The organism is Pseudomonas sp. stari2 (assembly GCF_040760005.1).
Lineage (GTDB): Bacteria > Pseudomonadota > Gammaproteobacteria > Pseudomonadales > Pseudomonadaceae > Aquipseudomonas.
Map to the genome: position 1 here is coordinate 1408245 of NZ_CP099760.1, position 22544 is coordinate 1430788.

The window sequence follows — 22544 nt, forward strand, 5'->3', positions numbered from 1 at the left end:
AGCACACTCGCGGCCAAGCGCGGGGCACTTTCGAACTAGGCTGAGGGCCTTATTGATCCGGATAACCCCTGTTTGGAGACGGAACATGAACACCCGTGGATTGCTCGATCAACTCCTCAAGTCCGGCCAGGAACTGCTGCAGAACAAGGCGGGCGGGGCGCAGAACAAACCGGCTGCCGGTGGTTTGGGCGGCTTGCTGGGCGGATCTTCCAGTAACGGCGCACTCGGCGGCTTGCTGTCAGGCGCAGGCGGCGGTGCCCTGGCGGCCGGCGCCATGGGCCTGCTGCTGGGCAGTAAAAAGGCCCGCAAGGTTGGCGGTAAAGTCGCCCTCTACGGCGGCCTCGCCGCACTGGGCGTGATCGCCTACAAAGCCTACGGCAACTGGAATGCCCAGAAAGGCACGGCCCCGCAAAGCGAACCGCAAACCCTGGATCGCTTGCCACCGGCGCAAGTCGAACAACACAGCCAGGCCATCCTCAAGGCCCTGGTTGCCGCTGCCAAAGCCGACGGCCACATCGACGACCGCGAACGCCAATTGATCGAAGGCGAATTCACCAAGCTCGACAACGATCAGGAACTCAAACACTGGCTCCACGCCGAACTCAACAAACCCCTCGACCCCACCGATGTCGCCCGCGCAGCGAGCACGCCGGAGATGGCGGCCGAGATGTACGTGGCGAGCGTGATGATGGTGGATGAGGAGAACTTCATGGAGAAGAGCTATCTGGACGAACTGGCGCGGCAGCTCGGGCTTGAGCCGGGGTTGAAGATCGAGCTGGAAAAGCAGGTGCGGCAAACGGTCCTGTAACTTTCCAGGTCGTCATAGCGTCGAGGTCAATGTCGACAAGCCATTGGCCTCTGCGAATGCAATGCTCGTTGGTTGCTCAAGGGTTGCGACTGTTGTGCCAGGACCGGGTTTTTGCACTATGAACCAGAACCTGTGGTCACGAGGTGAATCCTCAGTTTAACTTCCGTCGCTTTTTTGCGCTCATCAGGTAACATGCCAACTCAGTTAACGGAGCAATTCTTCATTGGAGAGGGAATCTTCAAATACATGATTAGCACCAATAGATTGATTTACCTCGACTCTGTTCGAGCGCTGGCAGCATTGGCAGTCGTCATTTCTCACTATATTGAAAGAACGCCACTGTTCAGTTGGGTGATTTTTGATTACTTCCGCCCTGGGCAGTTCGGTGTTGTGGTGTTTTTCATGATCAGTGGCTTCGTGATTCCGTTCAGTTTCAAGGAAGGTCCTGGAAAAACAAGACGCTTCATACTTTCAAGATTCTTCAGGCTGTACCCGGCCTATTGGTTCTCGATAATACTGGCCTGCTTCGCGATTACCTGCTTTGTCCAGGGTGAACTGGCTATGGGAAGAGTGTTGGCGAATATCACCATGGTTCAAACGATGATGGGTTATTCCAACCTGTTCGGCGTGTATTGGACCTTATTTGTAGAGCTGGTTTTTTACGCGCTGTGCGTTGCCCTGTGCTGGATGGGGTTGCTGGGGCATCTCAAGGTTCGGTTCTGGTTAGCGATAACATTGCTGGTGCTTTCGCTGGTGGGGGCTGCGAGCAGGTATTATTATTCGGTCCCGGCCCCTGTCGGAATATTGTCATCACTTTCATTGATGTTGTTCGGAGGGGTGTGGCGGAACTATCTGATCGATCACGAGCCGATGGCAAAAAAATACAGTGTCATCTGGATTATTGTATTTGTTATTGCATTTCCGATAATTGCGTTGTTGGCCTACGATGTTGATCAAGGTCTGGGAGAAAATGCCTGGAACTATACAGGCAGCTATTTTTCTGCACTGGTGTTCTTTATGGTGACCACGACTGTATTGAAACTGGACAATCGGGTGCTTGTTTTCTTGGGGGCGATCAGCTATTCGATCTATTTGATCCATCCATTCTTCCTGGAGTTGGCTGACTCGACGGTTAACTTGCAGGACGGTTTCGATTTTTCTGTTTTTATTCTTTATTGCTTGGGTACGCTTGTCCTCTCGACGCTTTGTTACTTCCTGATCGAGAAACGTTCCATAGGGTTAGGGAGGCGTATCAATGCTGCCCTGGATGCGCGGTTCGCGAGAAAGAGTGCCAGCAATGGAGCCAACTTGTCGTCGGCGGAGATGAGCGCTTGAGCCCATTGAAAACATTATCCTTCGCCGGACAGCATCGACTGATGCATCTGGATGCCTTGAGGGGCATCGCGGCGATGCTGGTCGTGGTTGCTCACTTCATCGAGAGAACACCGCTCAAGGACACATTGTTCTTCACCTACGTGAACCTTGGGCAAGTCGGGGTGGTGATTTTCTTTCTGCTCAGCGGGATGGTCATCCCCTACAGCCTGAAGGAGGGGCGGCGTGCGCTGACGGCTTTCGCTGTTTCGAGGTTTTTCAGGTTGTACCCGGCCTACTGGTTTTCCATCCTGCTGGCAGTCCTGAGCTCGCACTGGTTTCTGTCGACCGAGGTTCCGCTGGCGACGCTGCTGATCAACATGACGATGTTCCAGGCGATCCTCAAGACCCCGGATCTATTCGGCGTCTACTGGACGCTGATCATCGAAATGCTCTTCTATATCGCCTGCGCAGCGTTGTTTGGCGTGGGGCTGCTGGGGCGTGTCAGCGTGCGTTTCACGGCAGCGGTCGGGTTGTTGGTGCTGGCATTGATCTTCGCCATTGCCCGGTTCTACCTGGCGAAGAAAATCCCCGTAGCACTGCCCTTGTGCCTGTCGATCATGTTCTTCGGCAGTTTTTGGCGGGAGGCCAGTCTGGGTCAGGCCAGCTCGCAGGTGCGCCGTTTCATCTGGTGTTGGGTCGCGCTGTTCATTGTGTTGCTGCCGTTCATTTGCGTGCTGGCTTATAACATCGGCTATGGGCACAACGAGAATCCGTACGCCTATCTGCTGAGCTATCTGGCGGGAATGGCTTTCGCCATGACCACCAGCCTGTATATGCGCAATACCATCAGAAGCCTGACATGGCTGGGCACTGTCAGTTATTCGGTGTATCTGGTGCATCCGTTCTTTCTGGAGTGGGCTGCTCATATCACCAACCTGCAGGCTGGATTCAGCGTGTGGGTGTTTCTGATCTACGTGCTGGCGACACTCACTCTGGCCGGCGTCAGTTACTCACTGCTGGAGAAACCCTGCGTCACTCTGGGGCGAGCCATCAATTCACGATTGCAGGGTTCTTTGAAAAACACGCGACCTGCGGTGTGAGGCGGCCGCACTGAAGCAGGCAATGAGGCGAAGGATTTGTCGGGAATGTCCAATCCATCGCCCCTTTTTGCCATTGCGCCACTGGCACCCCGCCTACCGATTCCTTGAAAGTCCTTATCCAGAGCCTATCCCGTTTACCATCGGAAGACCTGAGCGCGGCAAACCGTCTTATAAATGAAACACCGCCCTCAGCTATACTCCCCCGCATTTCGACCTGGCCCCGAGGACTGACTGTGAAGAACTGGACGTTGCGCCAACGCATTTTGGCGAGCTTTGCGGTGATTATCGCCATCATGTTGCTGATGGTGGTCGTCTCTTACTCTCGGCTGCTGAAGATTGAAGCCAGTGAAAACAGCGTCCGTGACGACGCGATTCCCGGCGTCTATTACAGCTCGATGATTCGTGGCGCCTGGGTCGACAGTTACCTGCAAACCCAGGAACTGCTGGGGCTCAAGGAGGGGCAGGGCGTCAGCAGTGAAGATGCGGCGGACTACCAGTCCTTCGAGAAACGTCTTCAGGAGCAGATGGCCAACTACCGCAACACCGTGAGCACCGACGAGGACCGGATCGAGTTCGCCGCGTTTGAAAAGGATCACGACAACTACATGAAGATCCAGGACGCCGTGCTGGATCTGCACAAGCGCAATCTGGAAGCCGATGCGGTCAAGCTGTTCAACGAAAAACTGACCCCGGCCTGGGTCGGCGGGCGCATGAAACTCAACGACATCATCGGCGAGAACAAGAAAGTCGCCGACCAGGCCATGGCCAACATCGACGACGCGGTGGCGGCAGCCAAGGTCAGCATGTTCGTCTCGCTGCTGGTGGCCGTGCTGGCCGCCGGATTCTGCGGTCTGCTACTGATGCGCGCAATCATGGCGCCGATGAATCGCATCGTAGAGATCCTCGAAATCATGCGCACCGGTGACCTCAGCAGCCGCTTGAACCTCGAGCGCAAGGATGAGTTCGGCGCGGTGGAAACCGGCTTCAACGACATGATGACCGAGCTCACCTCGCTGGTGTCCCAGGCCCAGCGCTCGTCGGTGCAGGTCACCACGTCGGTGACCGAGATCGCCGCCACCTCCAAACAACAGCAGGCCACCGCCACCGAAACCGCCGCGACCACCACCGAAATCGGCGCGACGTCCCGCGAGATCGCGGCGACCTCCCGCGACCTCGTGCGCACCATGACCGAAGTGTCCACCGCTGCCGATCAGGCCTCGGTGCTGGCCGGTTCCGGGCAGCAAGGCCTGGCGCGCATGGAAGACACAATGCATTCGGTGATGGGCGCGGCGGATCTGGTGAACGCCAAACTGGCGATCCTCAACGAGAAGGCCGGCAACATCAATCAGGTGGTGGTGACCATCGTCAAGGTCGCCGACCAGACCAACCTGCTGTCCCTGAACGCCGCGATCGAAGCGGAGAAGGCCGGCGAGTACGGTCGCGGTTTTGCCGTAGTCGCCACCGAAGTCCGACGTCTGGCGGATCAGACGGCTGTTGCAACTTATGACATCGAACAGATGGTCCGCGAGATCCAGTCGGCGGTGTCCGCCGGGGTGATGGGCATGGACAAGTTCTCCGAAGAAGTGCGTCGCGGCATGGCCGAAGTGCAGCAGGTCGGCGAGCAGCTGTCGCAGATCATTCATCAGGTGCAGGCGCTGGCGCCGCGAGTGTTGATGGTCAACGAAGGCATGCAGGCCCAGGCCACCGGTGCCGAGCAGATCAATCACGCGCTGGTGCAACTGGGTGATGCCAGCAGCCAGACGGTCGAGTCGTTGCGTCAGGCCAGTTTCGCCATCGACGAACTGAGCCAGGTGGCCGTGGGCCTGCGCAGCGGCGTTTCGCGATTCAAAGTCTGATGAGCGAAATCATCGCCAAACGCAGCGCTGCACCGGTGGCGAAGCAGGCGTTGTTCCTGCTGTTTCGCATCGGCAACGAACGCTACGCTCTGCGCGCAACGGAAGTGGCGGAGGTGCTGCCACGCCTGCCGCTGAAACCGATTGCCCGGGCGCCGCACTGGGTGGCGGGGGTGTTCGCCTATCGCGGCTCGGTGGTGCCGGTGATCGACCTCAGTGCCCTGACGTTCGGCCAGCCTGCCGAAGCGCGTACCAGCACGCGACTGGTGCTGGTGCATTACCGCGCCGACGATTCGCAACCCTCGCAATGGCTCGGCCTGATTCTCGAACAGGCCACCGACACCCTGCGTTGCAACCCGGATGATTTCCAGCCGTACGGCCTCGACAATCGTCAGGCGCCGTACCTGGGTCCGGTGCGCGAAGACGCTCGCGGCCTGGTGCAATGGGTTCGAGTCAATGATCTGTTGGACGAGTCGGTGCGCCCGCTGTTGTTCCCGACGCCGCCGCTGGATCCGGCGCGGCTTGAGGAGCAGCCATGAGCAGCGACCAGCGCTTCTTCGATTTCCTCAAGGAACGCATCGGTCTCGATGTTGCTTCGGTAGGGCCGGCGATCATCGAGCGAGCGGTGCGCCAGCGCATCATCCTGTCGCAGATGGTCACGGCCGATGAATATTGGCAAACGCTGCAAGGTTCGCGGGACGAACAGCAAGCGCTGATCGAGGCAGTGATCGTCCCCGAGACGTGGTTTTTCCGTTACCCGGAATCCTTCGCCACCTTGGGCAAACTGGCGCGCAAACGCCTGGCCGAACTGAACAACATGCGGGCGCTGCGCATCCTCAGCTTGCCGTGTTCCACCGGTGAAGAACCTTATTCGATTGCCATGGCGTTACTCGATGCGGGCCTCAAGCCCCATCAGTTCAAGGTTGATGGCATGGACGTCAGCCCTCTGTCGGTGGACAAGGCGCGGCGGGCGCTGTACGGCAAGAATTCGTTTCGCGGCCAGGAACTGGCGTTTCGCGAACTGCATTTCATGCCGGAGGACGAAGGCTATCGCCTGAATGAAAACGTGCGTGAACAGGTGCGTTTGCAGGTCGGCAATGTGCTGGATCCGACGCTGCTGGCCAGCGAGCCACCGTTCGATTTCGTGTTCTGCCGCAACCTGCTGATCTATTTCGATCAGCCGACCCAGCAACAGGTGTTTGCCGTACTCAAGCGCCTGACCCATGTCGATGGCGTGCTGTTTATCGGCCCTGCCGAGGGCAGTCTGCTCGGACGGTTGGGCATGCGTTCGATCGGGATTCCACAGTCTTTCGCGTTCAGTCGCCACAGCGATCCGCAACCCGCGCCGTTGCCAATGCCGGTTGCCATCCCGACGCCTTTGCCCGTGCGCCAGCCGGTGCGCAGCACGCCACCGCCGCCCGTGCGCAACCGGCCGTTTGCCGCTGTGACACCGTTGCCCGCCACCGTCAAAAGCCCGAATCCCGACGCCACGACCTTGCTGGCCAATATCGCCGCCCTGGCCAACGAAGGCAAAAGTGCCGAGGCCCGCGTTGCGTGCGAACAGTATCTGCGCAGCCATGAGCCGGTGGCTCAGGTTTTTTACTGGTTAGGCCTGCTCAGCGACGTCGCCGGCAGTGCTCTCGAAGCTCAGGGTTTTTACCGCAAGGCCTTGTACCTCGAACCGCAACACGCCGAAGCTTTGATGCACCTGGCCGGGTTGCTGCAGGCCCAGGGCGACACGGCCGGTGCCAGACGATTGCAGGAGCGCGCCGCCCGCAGCGGCCGCACCGCCGACAGTGAGCGTAAACGATGATCCCGTCCGACACCTTGAACGTCACCCACGAAGACGCCCGGGCCATCGACGATTGCTGGAATCGCATCGGCATCCACGGCGACAAGTCCTGCCCGCTGTTGGAAGAACACATTCACTGCCGCAATTGCGCGGTGTATTCCGCCGCCGCCACACGGCTGCTCGACCGCTATGCGTTGCAGCAGGACGAACGCGATCCGGTGGCGATCCAGGTCGAGACCGAGCTGAAAACCCGTTCGCTGCTGATGTTCCGCCTCGGCGAAGAATGGCTCGGTCTGGCCACCCACAGTCTGGTGGAGGTCGCGCCGTTGCAGGCGATTCACTCTCTGCCGCACCAGCGCTCCCGGGCCTTGCTCGGCGTGGCGAACGTGCGTGGGGCGCTGGTGGCGTGCCTGTCACTGGTCGAACTGCTCGATCTCGACGGTAGCGCCACCCCGGCGACCGGTGCGCGGATCATGCCGCGCATGCTGATCATCGCGGCCAAGGGCGGGCCGGTGGTGGTGCCGGTGGACGAAGTCGACGGGATTCACGCCATCGACGAACGAATCCTCGATGCAGCGTCGCGTTCCGGGGCGCAGGCCAGTGCCAAATACACCCGAGGCGTGTTGCCTTTCAAAGGTCGCAGCCTGCGTTGGCTGGATGAAGAACAGCTGTTGTCCGCCGTCTCCCGGAGCCTCACATGACCCCCGAGCAAATGCGCGACGCCTCCCTGCTGGAGCTGTTCAGCCTTGAAGCCGAAGCCCAGACCCAGGTCTTGAGTGCCGGGCTGCTGGCGCTGGAACGCAATCCGACCCAGGCCGATCAGCTTGAGTCGTGCATGCGTGCGGCGCACTCGTTGAAAGGTGCGGCGCGGATCGTCGGCATCGACAGCGGCGTCAGCGTTGCCCACGTGATGGAGGATTGTCTGGTCAGCGCGCAAGAAGGGCGGCTGTTCCTGCGCCCGGAGCATATCGACGCGCTGTTGCAGGGCACCGATTTGCTGATGCGCATCGCCACCCCGGCCAATGGCCCGCAACCAGCGGACATCGAGGCCTACGTGACATTGATGGGTGGTTTGCTCGATCCGGCGGCTCCGGCCGTGGTTGTCACCGCTCCGAGCGCGCCACCGATGGCCGAGTTGCAGCTTCAGCCACCGCCAGTGGTTGAGCCGACGCCCGTTGAAATCCCCGTCGAGGTAGTCGAGCCAGAGCCTGCGCCACGCAAGAGCAAACGCACTGCCGAAGGTGGCGAGCGGGTGCTGCGGGTCACCGCCGAACGTCTGAACAGCCTGCTCGATCTGTCGAGCAAATCCCTGGTGGAAACCCAGCGTCTCAAACCGCACCTGGCCACGATGCAGCGCCTCAAGCGCATGCAGAACAACGGTCTGCGGGCGCTGGAAAGTCTCAACGTGCATCTCAAGGAACATGCCCTGAGCCTTGAAGCTCAAGAGGCGCTGGAAGATGCGCGGCGACTGCTCGCTGAGTCCCAACAATTGCTGGCGGAAAAAAACGCCGAACTCGACGAGTTTGCCTGGCAAGCGAGCCAGCGCGCGCAAGTGCTCTATGACACCGCGCTGGCCTGCCGCATGCGGCCGTTCGCCGATGTGCTGTCCGGTCAGGTGCGGATGGTGCGCGACCTCGGTCGCAGCCTCGGCAAGCAGGTGCGGCTGGAGATCGAGGGCGAGAAAACCCAGGTTGACCGCGACGTGCTGGAGAAACTCGAAGCCCCGTTGACTCACCTGCTGCGCAACGCGGTCGATCATGGCATCGAAACACCGGAAGAACGCCTGCTCAAAGGCAAGCCCGAGGAAGGGTTGATCCGTCTCCGGGCCTCGCATCAGGCCGGCCTGCTGGTGCTGGAGTTAAGCGATGACGGCAACGGAGTGGATCTGGAAAAGGTCCGCCGCAGCATCGTCGAACGTCAGTTGTCACCGGTCGAAACCGCCGCTCAACTGAGTGAAGAAGAGCTGCTGACCTTCCTGTTCCTGCCGGGTTTCAGTCTGCGGGACAAAGTTACCGAGGTGTCCGGTCGGGGCGTCGGCCTCGATGCCGTTCAGCATATGGTCCGCCAGTTGCGCGGCGCGGTGGTGCTGGAGCAGAGGGCGGGTGAGGGCAGTCGCTTCCACCTCGAAGTCCCGCTGACCCTGTCGGTGGTGCGCAGTCTGGTGGTGGAAGTCGGCGACGAGGCCTACGCGTTCCCGCTGGCGCACATCGAGCGCATGTGCGACCTGGCGCCGGACGACATCGTGCAGGTCGAAGGCCGCCAGCATTTCTGGCACGAAGGTCGACATGTCGGGCTGGTTGCGGCCAGTCAGTTATTGCAGCGTCCGGCCAGCCAGAACAGCGGCGACACCTTGAAAGTCGTGGTGATCCGCGAGCGCGATGCGATCTACGGCGTGGCGGTCGAACGCTTCATCGGCGAGCGCACGCTGGTGGTGCTGCCGCTGGACGAGCGGCTGGGCAAGGTGCAGGACATTTCCGCCGGGGCCTTGCTCGATGATGGTTCGGTGGTGTTGATCGTCGATGTCGAAGACATGCTGCGCTCGGTGGACAAGTTGCTGAACACCGGGCGCCTTGAGCGTATCGCCCGCCATGGCAATCAGGCCGCAGAGGCCACGCGCAAACGGATTCTGGTGGTTGATGACTCGCTGACGGTACGCGAGTTGCAACGCAAGTTGCTGCTCAATCGTGGCTACGACGTCGCCGTCGCGGTAGACGGCATGGACGGCTGGAACGCGTTGCGCTCCGAGGATTTCGACTTGCTGATCACCGACATCGACATGCCGCGCATGGACGGCATCGAACTGGTGACGCTGCTGCGCCGCGACAATCGCCTGCAATCGCTGCCGGTGATGGTGGTGTCCTACAAGGATCGCGAAGAAGATCGGCGCCGTGGACTGGATGCCGGGGCGGACTATTATCTGGCCAAGGCCAGTTTTCATGACGATGCCCTGCTCGACGCAGTGGTTGAGCTCATCGGAGGAGCGCGGGCATGAAGATCGCAATCGTCAACGACATGCCCCTGGCGGTGGAGGCCCTGCGCCGGGCGCTGGCTTTCGAGCCGGCGCATCAGGTGGTGTGGGTTGCCAACAATGGCGCCGAAGCGGTGCGCCTGTGCGCGGAGAACACTCCGGACCTGATCCTCATGGACCTGATCATGCCGGTAATGGATGGTGTCGAGGCCACCCGTCGAATCATGGCCGAGAGCCCCTGTGCCATCGTCATTGTCACGGTCGACCGCCAGCAGAACGTGCACCGGGTGTTCGAAGCCATGGGCCACGGAGCGCTGGACGTAGTCGACACCCCGGCCCTCGGCGCCGGCAATGCCCAACAGGCGGCCGCGCCACTGTTGCGCAAGATTCTGAATATCGGCTGGCTGATCGGCGAGAAAACCGCTCGCGCCCGCCCGGCCCAGACAATGCCGCGCAGTTCGGCGTCGCGCCAGCGGCTGGTGGCGATCGGCTCGTCAGCGGGTGGGCCGGCGGCGCTGGAAGTCTTGCTCAAGGGCCTGCCGCGCAATTTTTCCGCGGCCATCGTGCTGGTGCAGCATGTCGATCAGGTGTTCGCCGCCGGCATGGCCGAATGGCTGGCCAGCGCCAGCGGCCTGGACGTGCGCCTGGCCCGGGAAGGCGAGCCGCCGCAGGCTGGCGCAGTGTTGCTGGCCGGCACCAATCATCACATCCGATTACTCAAGAACGGCACGCTGGCCTACACCGCCGAGCCGGTCAACGAGATCTACCGCCCCTCGATCGATGTGTTTTTCGAAAGCGTCGCCAACTACTGGAACGGTGACGCAGTAGGGGTTTTATTGACGGGGATGGGACGCGACGGGGCGCAAGGGCTTAAGCTCATGCGCCAACAGGGTTATCTGACCATCGCGCAGGACCAGCAAAGCAGTGCGGTGTACGGCATGCCCTAGGCAGCCGCGGCCATCGATGCAGCCGTAGAAATCCGTCCACTGGAAAAGATAGCGCCACGATTGCTGGAGATTTTCCCCAAATGAACACGTCCATCCGCAATCCTGGCCCCCGCAGCACTCAGGTGACCGCCCATGAATGACTTACAGATCGATGACATCAAAACCGACGAGAACGCCGCCATGGTGTTGTTGGTGGACGATCAGGCGATGATTGGCGAGGCCGTGCGCCGTGGGCTGTCGAATGAAGAGAACATCGACTTCCACTTCTGCTCCGACCCGCATCAGGCCGTGGCCCACGCAGTGCGGATCAAACCAACCGTCATCCTGCAGGATCTGGTGATGCCCGGCCTCGACGGCCTGAGCCTGGTGCGCGAATACCGCAATCACCCGGCGACCAAGGACATCCCGATCATCGTCCTGTCGACCAAGGAGGATCCGCTGATCAAGAGCGCGGCGTTCTCCGCCGGGGCCAACGATTACCTGGTGAAACTGCCGGACAACATCGAACTGGTGGCGCGCATCCGTTATCACTCGCGCTCCTACATGACCCTGCTGCAACGGGACGCGGCCTATCGCGCGTTGCGGGTCAGCCAGCAGCAATTGCTCGACACCAACCTGGTGCTGCAGCGGCTGATGAACTCCGACGGCCTGACCGGGCTGTCCAATCGCCGGCACTTCGACGAGTACCTGGAGCTGGAGTGGCGCCGCTCGCTGCGTGACCAGAGCCAGTTGTCGCTGCTGATGATCGACGTCGATTACTTCAAGTCCTACAACGACACCTTCGGCCACGTCGAAGGCGACGAGGCCCTGCGCAAGGTCGCTACGGCGATCCGCGAGGCCAGCGCCCGCCCATCCGACCTGCCGGCGCGTTATGGCGGCGAAGAGTTTGCGCTGGTGCTGCCCAATACCTCGCCGGGCGGGGCACGACTGGTGGCGGAGAAGCTGCGCCAGACCGTGGCGGCGCTGAAGATTCCGCACAATGCTCCGGCCGAGGGGGCGAGCCTGACTATCAGCATCGGCCTGGCAACCATGGTGCCGGAGGCGGGCAGCGACTGCCGGTTGCTGATCTCGGCGGCGGACCGTGGCCTGTATCTGGCGAAGAACAACGGGCGCAACCAGGTGGGGATCGAATGAACCATCGGGTTCATTCGCCTCAAGAGCCGCCAGACGGGCTGCCGTGACAGCTTGATTACGTTATACTCGCCGGCTTTCAAAAGTTCGCCAACGAGTGCTGCCCGTCATGGAAATCAATCCGATCCTGAACACCATCAAGGACCTGTCCGAGCGCTCCGAATCTATTCGGGGGTATCTTTGACTACGATCAAAAGCATGAGCGTCTGATCGAAGTCAATCGCGAGCTTGAAGATCCTGCAGTCTGGAACAAACCTGAATACGCCCAGGAACTGGGCCGCGAGCGCTCGGCGCTGGCGCAGATCGTCGACACCCTGGACGAGCTGGCCACCGGCCTGGCCGATTCCCGCGAGCTGCTCGACATGGCCGTGGAAGAGAACGACGAAGGCGCCGTGAACGACGTCGTCGAAGTCCTTCAAGGTCTCGAAGAATCCCTGGCCAAACTGGAATTCCGTCGCATGTTCAGCGGCGAAATGGACCCGAACAACGCCTACCTGGACATCCAGGCCGGTTCCGGCGGCACCGAAGCCCAGGACTGGGCCAACATCCTGCTGCGCATGTACCTGCGCTGGGCCGACAAACGCGGTTTCGACGCGACCATCATGGAGCTGTCGGCCGGTGAAGTTGCCGGTATCAAAGGTGCGACCGTGCACATCAAGGGTGAATACGCCTTTGGCTGGCTGCGTACCGAGATCGGTGTGCACCGTCTGGTGCGCAAGAGCCCGTTCGACTCCGGCAACCGCCGCCACACCTCGTTCTCCGCTGTTTTCGTCTCGCCAGAGATCGACGACAAGGTGGAAATCGAAATCAACCCGGCAGACCTGCGGATCGACACCTATCGTTCCTCCGGTGCCGGTGGTCAGCACGTAAACACCACCGACTCGGCCGTACGTATCACCCACGTACCGACCAACACCGTGGTCAGCTGCCAGAACGAACGTTCCCAGCACGCCAACAAGGACACCGCCATGAAAATGCTGCGGGCCAAGTTGTACGAGCAGGAAATGCAGAAGCGCAACGCGGCGTCCCAGGCGCTGGAAGACACCAAGTCGGATATCGGCTGGGGTCACCAGATCCGTTCGTACGTGCTCGATGCCTCGCGGATCAAGGATCTGCGCACCAACATCGAACGCAGTGACTGCGACAAGGTGCTCGACGGCGACATCGACGAATACCTGGAAGCCAGCCTGAAATCGGGGCTGTAAGCTTTCACCCGACCTCAAGTCCCCCGTCCTCGGCGGGGGCAACGAACCTGTGATGGAAAATTTAAAGACATGAGCGACCAACAACTCGATTCGCAAGCCCTGCAACAGGAAGAAAACTCCCTGATCGCCCTGCGCAAGGAAAAGCTTGCTGCCGAGCGCGCCAAGGGCAATGCCTTCCCGAACGACTTCCGCCGCGACAACTACTGCGAAGCACTGCAGAAACAGTACGCGGACAAGACCAAGGAAGAGCTTGCAGAGGCTGCGATCCCGGTCAAGGTTGCAGGTCGCATCATGCTCAACCGTGGCTCGTTCATGGTGATCCAGGACATGACCGGTCGCATCCAGGTCTACGTCAACCGCAAGACCCTGTCCGAAGAAACCCTGGCCGCGGTGAAAACCTGGGACATGGGCGACATCATCGCCGCCGAAGGCACCCTGGCCCGTTCCGGCAAGGGCGACCTGTACGTCGAGATGACCAGCGTGCGCCTGCTGACCAAATCCCTGCGCCCGCTGCCGGACAAGCACCACGGCCTGACCGACACCGAACAGCGCTACCGTCAGCGTTACGTTGACCTGATCGTCAACGAAGACGTGCGTCAGACTTTCCGCGTGCGTTCGCAAGTGATCGCGCACATCCGCAGCTTCCTGATGAAGCGCGACTTCCTCGAAGTCGAAACGCCGATGCTGCAAACCATCCCTGGTGGCGCCGCCGCCAAGCCGTTCGAAACCCACCACAACGCGCTGGACATGGAAATGTTCCTGCGTATCGCGCCAGAGCTGTACCTCAAGCGTCTGGTGGTTGGCGGCTTCGAAAAAGTGTTCGAGATCAACCGCAACTTCCGTAACGAAGGTGTTTCGACTCGTCACAACCCTGAATTCACCATGTTGGAGTTCTACCAGGCTTACGCCGACTACGAAGACAACATGGACCTGACCGAAGAACTGTTCCGCGAACTGGCGCAACTGGTTCTGGGCAGCACCGACGTGCCGTACGGCGACAAGGTGTTCCACTTCGGCGAGCCGTTCGTGCGCCTGTCGGTGTTCGACTCGATCCTCAAGTACAACCCTGAGCTGACCGCCGATGACCTGAACGACATCGACAAGGCTCGCGCCATCGCCAAGAAGGCCGGCGCCAAGGTGCTGGGCTTCGAAGGTCTGGGCAAGCTGCAGGTGATGATTTTCGAAGAGCTGGTCGAGCACAAGCTTGAGCAGCCGCACTTCATTACCCAGTACCCGTTCGAAGTGTCGCCGCTGGCCCGTCGCAACGACGACAACCCGAACGTCACCGATCGCTTCGAGCTGTTCATCGGTGGCCGTGAAATCGCCAACGCCTACTCCGAGCTCAACGACGCGGAAGACCAGGCCGAGCGTTTCATGGCGCAGGTGGCTGACAAGGACGCCGGCGACGACGAAGCCATGCACTACGACGCCGACTTCGTTCGCGCGCTGGAGTACGGCATGCCGCCAACCGCCGGCGAAGGTATCGGTATCGACCGTCTGGTGATGTTGCTGACCAACTCGCCGTCGATCCGCGACGTGATCCTGTTCCCGCACATGCGGCCGCAAGCGTAAGTGTTTCAATAAAAAAGCCGCCTGAAATGGGCGGCTTTTTATTGCCTGTCTGGTACAAACGTATCAAATGGTTACTTTTGAAAAAAACAACAGAGGAAGTCCTGTCGTGATCGGTGCAATGGCTCAAGAGGGTGCAGCGGATATCGCCACTGCGGTCGCTGAAAGTGTTCAGTACCAGGGTCGCAAGGCCAGCCGACAGGGCAGCGAGCAGCGTCGGCAGGACATTCTCGATGCGGCGATGCGCATTGTCGTGCGCGACGGCGTGCGAGCCGTGCGCCACCGTGCGGTGGCGGCCGAAGCCGGTGTGCCGTTGTCGGCGACCACCTATTACTTCAAGGACATCGATGACCTGCTCACCGATACCTTTGCCCAGTACGTCGAACGCAGCGCGGCCTACATGGCCAAGCTGTGGATCAACAACGAAGGCCTGCTGCGCGAGATGGTGGTCAGCGGCGATGGCAGCCCGGAGTCGCGTTCGCAGCTGGCTGACGACATCGCCCGGTTGATGGCTGATTACGTGCACCGGCAACTGGTCAACCGCCGCGAGCATTTGATGGCCGAACAGGCGTTCCGCCAGGAGGCACTGCTCAACCCGCGACTGGCGGAACTGGTGCGTTCCCATCAGCAGATTCTATTGCAGGGCACCTGCCAGTTGTTCCAGGTATTGGGCTCCCGCGAGCCGCAGCAGGATGCCAAGGTGTTGACGGCGATTATCGGACGGATGGAATATCAGGGCCTGCTCAACGACGCCGAGCCTTTGGCCGAAGAGGACATGCTCGGCATTCTGACGCGCTATATGCATCTGGTACTCGCGTCGGTGTAACGCTCCCACAGGTCCGGTGGCGAGTTCGGTTCATAGGGAGTGTTGAATGAAAGCCTGGCGTAGCGCGTTGATCGCGCTGTCGTTCCTGCTGCTCAGCGGTTGTCTGGTGACCTTCAAGGATCCGCTGCCCGCCCGTGAGCCGGCGCCCAAGGGCCTGCTCGGCGAATGGGCAAGCACCAATGCCTGGGGCGAGCCGATGACTCTGGAGCTGACGCGCCTGGGCAATGACCGCTATCAGGCGGTCGCCTGGTTCAAGGCCCGTCCCCACGAGCGGGAAGCCTACCCGTTTACCGTGTCGCGTCATGGCAATCGCTGGTATCTGTCGGCGAAGGTGCCGGCGCAGTATGGCGGGCACTTCACCATCGCCGGATTCGAGATTACCGATAAGCACGAACTGGTGATCTACAACCTCGACCTCGAACAGATCAACCAGGCCATCGCCCAGAAAACCCTCGACGGCCAGGGTTTCCAGACCGATGACGGCGAGGGCGTGCAAGTCGACAGCGCTCTCGAAAAGGTCTTTGCTTACCTCGACGACCCGGCCAACTCCGACGTTTTCGTCGAAGCGGCGCGCTATCAGCATCAGGCCAAAGCCAACGCTAAATAATTCAGTTCGTCACGTTTTCTACAGGAGTTTCGGGTGGACGATTACCAGCAGACGATACGCACGCTGTCCGATCGCATTGTGCTGGCACAGACGCCGATCCGCGTGCTCGACGCGGTCAAGTGGGACGAGAACATTCGCAAGGGTTTCCTCAAGGCCAAGGGCAAGGAATTGCCGGCGGTGGATCGCGACTACTACCTCAACCGGCCGCTGTCCTTCGACTCAAGCAGGGTCAAGCTGGAATTCCAGAACATCGAGCGCGACATCACCCGTCAGCTCGGTCAGTTCAACCCGGTCGGCCAGATCATGCGGCGCATGTGCAAGGAATACCGGATGGTGGTGCGCATGCTCGAAGCGCGCGGCACCGAAGATTTCGGCCTGATTTCCCAGGAACTGTATGGCGCCGCGTCCGATGCATTCCACGCCGGTGACCCGACGCTGGCCGACCTCGGCCTGATGATGTCGGACTACCTGAACAACATCGACGGCCGTGGCGACTTGAAGGACGAACCGAAGATCCTCACCGCCAAGGATGCCGTGCACTTGCTGCAAACCCGTCTGAACAAAGTGTTCGGCGAGGCCGAGGAAACCATCCGCGTGTTTGAGTCCGACGGGATCGTCGCCGACGCGGCAGCGGGCGCCGACTACATCAAAATCCGCACCGACGCGATGTTCAACGACCGCGACGTGCGCGCTTTGGAAGTCCACGAAGGCCTGGTGCACGTTGGCACCACGCTCAACGGTCTGAACCAGCCGATCTGCACCTTCCTGTCCAAGGGCCCGCCCTCGTCGACCGTGACTCAGGAAGGTCTGGCGATCCTGATGGAAATCATCACCTTCGCCTCCTACCCGAGCCGCCTGCGCAAACTGACCAACCGCACCCGCGCCATTCACATGGTGGAGGAGGGCGCGGACTTCCTGCAGATCTTCGAGTTCTTCCGCGAGCAGGGCTTCGAGATGGCGGAAAGCTACGGCAACGCCAGTCGGGTTTTCCGTGGATCGACGCCGACCGGTCTGCCATTCACCAAAGACTTGTCCTACCTCAAGGGCTTCATCATGGTTTACAACTACATTCAGTTGGCCGTGCGCAAGGGCAAGCTCGAGCAGGTTCCGCTGTTGTTCTGCGGCAAGACCACGCTTGAGGACATGCGAACCCTGCGTCAGCTGGTGGACGAAGGCCTGGTGGTGCCGCCCAAGTACCTGCCGGAGCAGTTCCGTGACATGAATGCGTTGTCGGCGTGGATGTGCTTCTCCAACTTCCTCAACCACTTGAGCCTGGACCGGATCGAGGCGGATTACTCCAACATCCTGTAGGCCCATTGATCATTCCCGCGCTGCGCGCGGGAATCCGAACCTTGCGAGGTTTCACCGGATGAGACTCCTCGGCATCCTCTGCCTGCTCCTGACCCTCGGCGGTTGCAGTTCTTTGCTGTTCTACCCCGAGCCGGGCCAGATATTCACCCCGGAGAAGGCCAAACTTGAATACCGCACCGTCACCCTGACCACCGCCGACGGCCTCAAGTTGAACGCGTGGTGGCTGCCGGCCAAACCCGGCGTCGAGGTCAAGGGCACGGTACTGCACCTGCACGGTAACGGCGGCAACCTGCCGATGCACCTGGGTGGCAGTTGGTGGTTGCCGAAAAACGGTTATCAAGTGTTGTTGGTGGACTATCGCGGTTACGGTCTGTCCGAGGGCGAGCCGAGCCTGCCGGCGATCTATAAGGACATCGACGCGGCGTTCGCCTGGCTGGACAAGGCGCCGGAAGTCAAAGGCAAACCGTTGATCCTGCTCGGTCAAAGTCTCGGGGGGGCGATGGCGGTGCATTGGTTGGTGCAACATCCGGAAAGACAAAAACAGCTCAAGGCTTTTGTGCTCGACGGGGTTCCGGCCAGTTACCGCAGCGTCGGTCAATACGCCCTCAGCACCTCATGGATGACCTGGCCATTCCAGGTTCCGCTGTCGTGGCTGGTGCCGGACAGCGACAGTGCGATCAACTCGATGCCGCAGCTCAAAGGCGTACCGAAACTGATCTTCCACAGCATCGACGATCCGCTGGTGCCTCTTTCCAACGGCATCCGCCTGTATCAAGCTGCGCCGCCACCGCGCGTGCTGCAGCTGACCCGGGGCGGGCATGTGCAGACCTTCGGCGACCCGGTGTGGCGCCAGGTGATGCTGCGCTACCTCGACGACCCCGAGCATTTCAACGGCTTGCGCCGCCTCGGCGAGATCCCGAATTATCCGACACCTCCGAATTCTGAAGACGAACCACCAGAGAGTCCGCAATGACTGAAGAACGCAACGCCATCCCGCTGATCATCACCGGTATCTGCAGCATCCTCGGCACCGTCGGTGCCCTGTGGTGGTATGGCTACCTGCACTTCGCCAAACCCGAGGATGCGTTGCTGCTCAACGAATTCACCATGCTCAAGACCATTCCCGGCGAAGACTACAAAGTCTCCCTGGAGCCAGCGGCGCAAGTGGCGCAGTGCATTGATGGGGTGTTGGTGTTGTTTGATACCGAGCAAAAGGGGCTGACTGGCGTGCTGGTCAACGACCGCAAGAAAGCCGTGCGGTGCATGGGGCAGGAGACGCCGCAGAAGCTGGCGCAGTAAAACAGGGTCTGTACGGGCGCCTTCCCTTTTTCAGATGAAAAATCAGGAGGCGCCCGTGTTTTTACAATGCTGCTTACAAAGAACAGTTGGCGAATTGGAAGCTCAAGGGGCTACGTCAAAAGATCCTATTCTTGGTGGTGCAAAGGTACTGCTTACCTGATGATATATAACTGAAATATATTTCCCTGGTGATAAATGAGGGAAGTTAGTTTTCCAGTTACCTAGCGCATCAGCGATGACTGTTAGTTCATGAGAGGTATTTTCACCGCTTTTTTGGTAGGAGATCTTTGTTGTTGCGCCAGGAATACCCTTCCCTGAGAAATTAATCGGATTTGGAGCAGCTGGCCCCTCTAAGGCCGGGGATGTAATTTTGGGTAACGGAAGTGGTGATGTGCATTTAGGCGCCGTCTCATGATTTACAGCGACGGCAATTGTCGCACCCTGCGAATCTGCACTACATGTTGTAACGGTGATACCTACCCCTGGATCTCTTAGAGTCTTGCCGGGGAGTAATGTCGGATCATCCGTCGTGGCTGTTTCCGGTGTGCCATCGAGCTGGGTGTTTAAAACTGTGCCCCCCATCGTGGTGTATCTCACCCAAACGCCGTTTACCCGGTTATCGGTTGCAGGAAAATTATCGAATGGAGTGGGTTTTCGGTATTCCAAAGCCAATTGTGCCGGAGTGGTTTCAGGTCGATTGATGAGATAAAGCTGAGGTCCGGCATCGCCCAGTTTTGCCAAGCGATAAAGACCGCTGCGTTCGATGACTGCCACCTGTGAGTTGTCCAGCCATCCCGAGTACCACCGATTGTTGGCGGGATAGAGGGTTCCACCCCCAGAGACAGAGTCACCACTGTCGCCATAGCCAATCACCGCACACTCAATGGGGGCCATTTCCAGTGGGGCTAATACGGTATCGCCGTGTTTTGGGCACTTGATGTAGGTGCTTCCATGGCTGTATCCAAGATTGTGCCCGAATTCATGCTTGTAAACGTGAGGGCCTCCCGATTGTCCATATACACCAATGAATTTCCCGGGTGTCCAGGCTGAAGCTGACCCGCCACAGTCAATTACGCTGATGCGGTAATCGTAGTTATTAGCGTCCAGTCCATGCGCCTGCGCGGCTTTTATCCCCTCTGAATCTGCCAGGTTAATCGGCATTGGTGCCGAGTCTCCGGGTTTGAATGTGCATAGTTCAGGGCGAGGGCCGGATGTATGCTCAATGATCTGTCCGGTGAGTGTGAGCTTTCCGTTCGAGGCTGCGTGAATGTAAGCCGGCAGTGCGTTGGGATCCGTAGAAACTGTATGTTGCCTGATCAATGGAAAATCCAGAGCGTCGCCATCCTGCCAATGGGTTACGGTGACCAGTAGTGTTTTGGTTCCCACTACCGGACGCTGATTGACTTCCGGTTCAGGCAATGGAACCTCATTTGGGATGGAATCTCGTTCGTCATACCCAAAATCATTTGCAGTTGAGGCGTTCGATGGTGGTGCTACGCAGCCTGCAACGAGCATGGCTGCACACAGTGTTGTCAGAAAGGCCCGAGTTCGCATGGTAACGCTCCTTGATTTCCAGCATTTGGTTTGGAGCTAAAGTGTTACGCGCACTCATTTGTTTCGCCTACTGTTATAAATGACAGGTCAAGACGAGTGGTAGTCAATCTCCGCTGCAAAAAAAAGCCCCGTCGGAGCAGATCCGGCGGGGCTTTCATGTTGCTTCGCGAATTATTTGGCGCTAACCGCCGAACGCGGCATCACTGGCTGGTTGTCGTTGGAAATGGTCACTTCCACCCGACGGTTCATTGCACGGCCCGAAACGCTGCCGTTATCCGCCACCGGGTATTCCTTGCCATAGCCCTGAGTCACGATGCGCGACGGATCGACGCCCATCTTGATCAGTGCGACCTGTACGGAAGTGGCACGACGCTCGGACAACGACTGGTTGTAGTTCGCCGAACCGGTGCTGTCGGTATAACCCTCGACGATCACTTTGCGATCAGGGTTTTCCTGAAGGAACTGCGCCAGTTTATTGATGTTCACCAGACCGCTGGATTTCAGATCGGCCTTGTTGGTGGCGAACAGCACGTCACCGAAGGTCACCAGCGTACCGCGATCGGTCTGTTTGGCGTTGAGGCTGTCCTGAAGCTGTTTGATCTGCTGATCGCGAGCGTCCAGACGGGCCTGGGCACGTTGGGCGGCGGCGTTCTTCAGGTTGTTTTCAGCAGTACGCAGGGCGATGGTCTGCTTGGCTACTTCCACGCGCTGGTTGGTCAGGTAGGCCAGTTGGTCGACCTTGCGCTGATCTTCCTTGTCCAGATAAGCCTTGTCGGCCTTGTCCAGATAATCACTGGCGTCCTTGGTTTCCAGCGCCGCGACTTTGCTGGCCTGCGGGTTGGCCTGCAGACCGGCGTAGTTGGTGCGCGCCTGTTCCAGATTCGGGTTCGGCGGTGTCGAGCAGGCAGCCAGGGCAACGCTTGCGGCCAGAAGAGCGGGGATCATCAGTTGTTTACGCATAATCGTTCGTCCTTTCTATCGATAAGAGTTTCAGCCTTGCGATCGGGATGCGCGCTTACTGCACAGTGCGCTGACTTTCCTGACGCAGTTCCTGAACACCTTTCTGGGAATCCTTCAGAGCCTGTTCGGCTTTCATCGCCTGAGCCTTGCGTTCGGCAACCCGGGCATCCCACTCGGCTTGTTCGGCGAGCGTGCGGGCTTCGTCATACTTCTTGTCGTGCATGGCGATTTCGGCTTGTTTGAGCTTGTCCTGAGCCTGCTTCATTTCCACGGCGGCGAATTCGGTTCCGCCGGCGCTGACCGCGCTGCTGACCGCCGATTGAGTCACTGCGTATTGCTCGGTCGGTGGATTGCCGGCGCAACCGGCCAGCACGAAGCTGGTGCCGATGGCCAGGGCGGCCAGTTTCAGACCGCGCAGGTGGGAGAACGAGGTTTGGGTCTTCATGGTCTTCAACTCCATTGGTTAACTCCTTGGAAGCTTCGAAATCCATCCTGGTAGCGGAGCCGCAACCGTCATGTTCAAGTGCGTTTTGAAACGCTCGTTCCAGGCTTGGTTACCTGTTCCGACCGAAGGCATTTTTTAAAAGTTCAGAAAAGATGGCCCATCGCCAAAAAATATTTTGACCGAATGGACAGGGCTCTAAACCGGGAACTTTGGCGGGGAAGAGTGGTACGCGCGGGCGAAAAATGGCGCAAAAGCGGAGGGGGAACAAAGTCCATGTGGGAGCTGGCTTGCCAGCGATGAGGTCACCCAATTCAACACATTTGCGGCTGAACCAGCGCCATCGAGGGCAAGCCATTTTCCACAGTTTGAAGTGTCAGAGATCAGTGTTTTTGCTTGCCGGCAGCCGTCGACAGGTCCTGCAGATGCCGCCGCGACAACGCGAGAAAACGCGGCGTCGGGCCAACGTCTTCATACAGCGGATCACCTTCCTCGTCGGTGGCAACCACGGTCGAACCTTTCACGTACGGCAGGCTCGCCTCGAACTCTTCAAGCGCCGCGCCGATCAGTTCGCCTAGCAGTTCTTCGGCATGGCGCTTGGGGTACATCTCGGCAATCGCCGCCAGCCGTGCGGCAGCTTCCACATCCAGATGAATCGTGTAGCCGGTATCGGTCAGGCGACCCTTGGCGGTTTCTTCCCAATGCTGGGCGAGTTCACGGATTTTCATAATGACCTCATGTCGCACCTGCTCGTGGCAGGTCTGGGTGAGTATCCGCCGTCAGCCGGCGGCAAGCCGTTGTGCGGCTTACTGTTGAGACTAGCTTCAGGGCGCAAGGTTTAAAGTCCCTTCGTCGTCT

Annotated in this window: 20 protein-coding genes and 1 pseudogene; 17 read left to right on the top strand and 4 right to left on the bottom strand. The window is 59.6% G+C overall.

The window, feature by feature from the left end; genetic code table 11:
• Nucleotides 1-85: 85 nt before the first annotated feature.
• The 17 genes and pseudogenes from NH234_RS06265 (at nt 86) to NH234_RS06345 (ending at nt 18730) form a co-directional block, all read left to right on the top strand.
• The gene (locus NH234_RS06265; RefSeq protein WP_367255998.1) at nt 86-808 is read left to right on the top strand and encodes a tellurite resistance TerB family protein; all 723 of its coding nucleotides are present in this window, start codon (nt 86-88) and stop codon (nt 806-808) included.
• 246 nt (nt 809-1054) lie between these two features.
• On the top strand, nt 1055-2143 hold the full coding sequence (locus NH234_RS06270; protein ID WP_367255999.1) for an acyltransferase family protein: 1089 nt from the start codon (nt 1055-1057) through the stop codon (nt 2141-2143).
• Nucleotides 2140-3222, top strand: coding sequence for an acyltransferase (locus tag NH234_RS06275; RefSeq protein ID WP_256575870.1), 1083 nt, complete (start codon nt 2140-2142; stop codon nt 3220-3222). The genes NH234_RS06270 and NH234_RS06275 overlap by 4 nt, the downstream gene beginning before the upstream one ends.
• A gap of 233 nt (nt 3223-3455) precedes the next feature.
• Entirely contained in the window at nt 3456-5078 is a 1623-nt protein-coding gene (locus NH234_RS06280) for a methyl-accepting chemotaxis protein (protein WP_085729770.1), read from the top strand.
• Entirely contained in the window at nt 5078-5614 is a 537-nt protein-coding gene (locus tag NH234_RS06285) for a chemotaxis protein CheW (protein ID WP_367256000.1), read from the top strand. Before NH234_RS06280 ends, NH234_RS06285 begins: the two co-directional genes overlap by 1 nt.
• Entirely contained in the window at nt 5611-6888 is a 1278-nt protein-coding gene (locus tag NH234_RS06290; protein WP_367256001.1) for a CheR family methyltransferase, read from the top strand. The genes NH234_RS06285 and NH234_RS06290 overlap by 4 nt, the downstream gene beginning before the upstream one ends.
• A complete protein-coding gene (locus NH234_RS06295; protein ID WP_085729773.1) occupies nt 6885-7568 on the top strand; it encodes a chemotaxis protein CheW in 684 nt (227 codons plus the stop codon). The genes NH234_RS06290 and NH234_RS06295 overlap by 4 nt, the downstream gene beginning before the upstream one ends.
• Complete coding sequence (locus NH234_RS06300; RefSeq protein ID WP_367256002.1) at nt 7565-9859, top strand: hybrid sensor histidine kinase/response regulator; 2295 nt, start codon at nt 7565-7567, stop codon at nt 9857-9859. Before NH234_RS06295 ends, NH234_RS06300 begins: the two co-directional genes overlap by 4 nt.
• A pseudogene (locus tag NH234_RS06305) lies at nt 9856-10866 on the top strand (chemotaxis response regulator protein-glutamate methylesterase). Before NH234_RS06300 ends, NH234_RS06305 begins: the two are co-directional and overlap by 4 nt.
• 48 nt (nt 10867-10914) lie before the next feature.
• Nucleotides 10915-11916, top strand: coding sequence for a PleD family two-component system response regulator (locus tag NH234_RS06310; RefSeq protein ID WP_085712805.1), 1002 nt, complete (start codon nt 10915-10917; stop codon nt 11914-11916).
• Nucleotides 11917-12022: 106 nt separating this feature from the next.
• Nucleotides 12023-13118, top strand: a protein-coding gene (gene prfB, locus NH234_RS06315) for a peptide chain release factor 2 (protein ID WP_114881547.1) whose coding sequence is annotated in 2 segments (ribosomal slippage) — nt 12023-12094 and nt 12096-13118 — 1095 coding nt in all. Because the reading frame shifts where the segments join, the coding sequence is not laid out codon by codon here.
• A 69-nt stretch (nt 13119-13187) separates the two neighbouring features.
• On the top strand, nt 13188-14690 hold the full coding sequence (lysS, locus tag NH234_RS06320; RefSeq protein ID WP_085729776.1) for a lysine--tRNA ligase: 1503 nt from the start codon (nt 13188-13190) through the stop codon (nt 14688-14690).
• A gap of 118 nt (nt 14691-14808) precedes the next feature.
• Nucleotides 14809-15513: a TetR/AcrR family transcriptional regulator gene (locus tag NH234_RS06325; protein WP_085730112.1), complete on the top strand. Its 705-nt coding sequence runs from the start codon at nt 14809-14811 to the stop codon at nt 15511-15513.
• A gap of 46 nt (nt 15514-15559) precedes the next feature.
• The gene (locus NH234_RS06330) at nt 15560-16120 is read left to right on the top strand and encodes a hypothetical protein (protein ID WP_367256003.1); all 561 of its coding nucleotides are present in this window, start codon (nt 15560-15562) and stop codon (nt 16118-16120) included.
• 33 nt (nt 16121-16153) lie between these two features.
• On the top strand, nt 16154-17431 hold the full coding sequence (locus NH234_RS06335; RefSeq protein ID WP_085729778.1) for a flavohemoglobin expression-modulating QEGLA motif protein: 1278 nt from the start codon (nt 16154-16156) through the stop codon (nt 17429-17431).
• A 58-nt stretch (nt 17432-17489) separates the two neighbouring features.
• Entirely contained in the window at nt 17490-18404 is a 915-nt protein-coding gene (locus tag NH234_RS06340; RefSeq protein WP_085729779.1) for an alpha/beta hydrolase, read from the top strand.
• Entirely contained in the window at nt 18401-18730 is a 330-nt protein-coding gene (locus tag NH234_RS06345) for a hypothetical protein (protein WP_085697300.1), read from the top strand. Before NH234_RS06340 ends, NH234_RS06345 begins: the two co-directional genes overlap by 4 nt.
• A gap of 102 nt (nt 18731-18832) precedes the next feature.
• Here NH234_RS06345 and NH234_RS06350 read toward each other — a convergent pair whose 3' ends face one another.
• The 4 genes from NH234_RS06350 to NH234_RS06365 all read right to left on the bottom strand — a co-directional run bounded on the left by NH234_RS06350 (nt 18833) and on the right by NH234_RS06365 (nt 22414).
• A complete protein-coding gene (locus tag NH234_RS06350; protein WP_367256004.1) occupies nt 18833-20284 on the bottom strand; it encodes a transposase in 1452 nt (483 codons plus the stop codon).
• Nucleotides 20285-20455: 171 nt separating this feature from the next.
• The gene (locus NH234_RS06355; RefSeq protein ID WP_085702562.1) at nt 20456-21244 is read right to left on the bottom strand and encodes an OmpA family protein; all 789 of its coding nucleotides are present in this window, start codon (nt 21242-21244) and stop codon (nt 20456-20458) included.
• Between the two features lie 55 nt (nt 21245-21299).
• Nucleotides 21300-21704: a DUF4398 domain-containing protein gene (locus NH234_RS06360; protein WP_367256006.1), complete on the bottom strand. Its 405-nt coding sequence runs from the start codon at nt 21702-21704 to the stop codon at nt 21300-21302.
• Between the two features lie 365 nt (nt 21705-22069).
• Nucleotides 22070-22414, bottom strand: a complete 345-nt coding sequence (locus NH234_RS06365; protein WP_085729780.1) for a pilin assembly protein — start codon at nt 22412-22414, stop codon at nt 22070-22072.
• Between the last annotated feature and the right edge of the window lie 130 nt (nt 22415-22544).

What these genes read in the sequence shown, in the direction of transcription:
- NH234_RS06265 (WP_367255998.1), top strand. Translation starts at nt 86, where the DNA reads ATGAACACCCGTGGATTGCTCGATCAACTCCTCAAGTCCGGCCAGGAA.
- NH234_RS06270 (WP_367255999.1), top strand. Translation starts at nt 1,055, where the DNA reads ATGATTAGCACCAATAGATTGATTTACCTCGACTCTGTTCGAGCGCTG.
- NH234_RS06285 (WP_367256000.1), top strand. Translation starts at nt 5,078, where the DNA reads ATGAGCGAAATCATCGCCAAACGCAGCGCTGCACCGGTGGCGAAGCAG.
- NH234_RS06290 (WP_367256001.1), top strand. Translation starts at nt 5,611, where the DNA reads ATGAGCAGCGACCAGCGCTTCTTCGATTTCCTCAAGGAACGCATCGGT.
- NH234_RS06295 (WP_085729773.1), top strand. Translation starts at nt 6,885, where the DNA reads ATGATCCCGTCCGACACCTTGAACGTCACCCACGAAGACGCCCGGGCC.
- NH234_RS06300 (WP_367256002.1), top strand. Translation starts at nt 7,565, where the DNA reads ATGACCCCCGAGCAAATGCGCGACGCCTCCCTGCTGGAGCTGTTCAGC.
- NH234_RS06310 (WP_085712805.1), top strand. Translation starts at nt 10,915, where the DNA reads ATGAATGACTTACAGATCGATGACATCAAAACCGACGAGAACGCCGCC.
- lysS (WP_085729776.1), top strand. Translation starts at nt 13,188, where the DNA reads ATGAGCGACCAACAACTCGATTCGCAAGCCCTGCAACAGGAAGAAAAC.
- NH234_RS06325 (WP_085730112.1), top strand. Translation starts at nt 14,809, where the DNA reads ATGGCTCAAGAGGGTGCAGCGGATATCGCCACTGCGGTCGCTGAAAGT.
- NH234_RS06330 (WP_367256003.1), top strand. Translation starts at nt 15,560, where the DNA reads ATGAAAGCCTGGCGTAGCGCGTTGATCGCGCTGTCGTTCCTGCTGCTC.
- NH234_RS06340 (WP_085729779.1), top strand. Translation starts at nt 17,490, where the DNA reads ATGAGACTCCTCGGCATCCTCTGCCTGCTCCTGACCCTCGGCGGTTGC.
- NH234_RS06345 (WP_085697300.1), top strand. Translation starts at nt 18,401, where the DNA reads ATGACTGAAGAACGCAACGCCATCCCGCTGATCATCACCGGTATCTGC.
- NH234_RS06350 (WP_367256004.1), bottom strand. Translation starts at nt 20,284, where the DNA reads ATGCGAACTCGGGCCTTTCTGACAACACTGTGTGCAGCCATGCTCGTT.
- NH234_RS06355 (WP_085702562.1), bottom strand. Translation starts at nt 21,244, where the DNA reads ATGCGTAAACAACTGATGATCCCCGCTCTTCTGGCCGCAAGCGTTGCC.
- NH234_RS06360 (WP_367256006.1), bottom strand. Translation starts at nt 21,704, where the DNA reads ATGGAGTTGAAGACCATGAAGACCCAAACCTCGTTCTCCCACCTGCGC.
- NH234_RS06365 (WP_085729780.1), bottom strand. Translation starts at nt 22,414, where the DNA reads ATGAAAATCCGTGAACTCGCCCAGCATTGGGAAGAAACCGCCAAGGGT.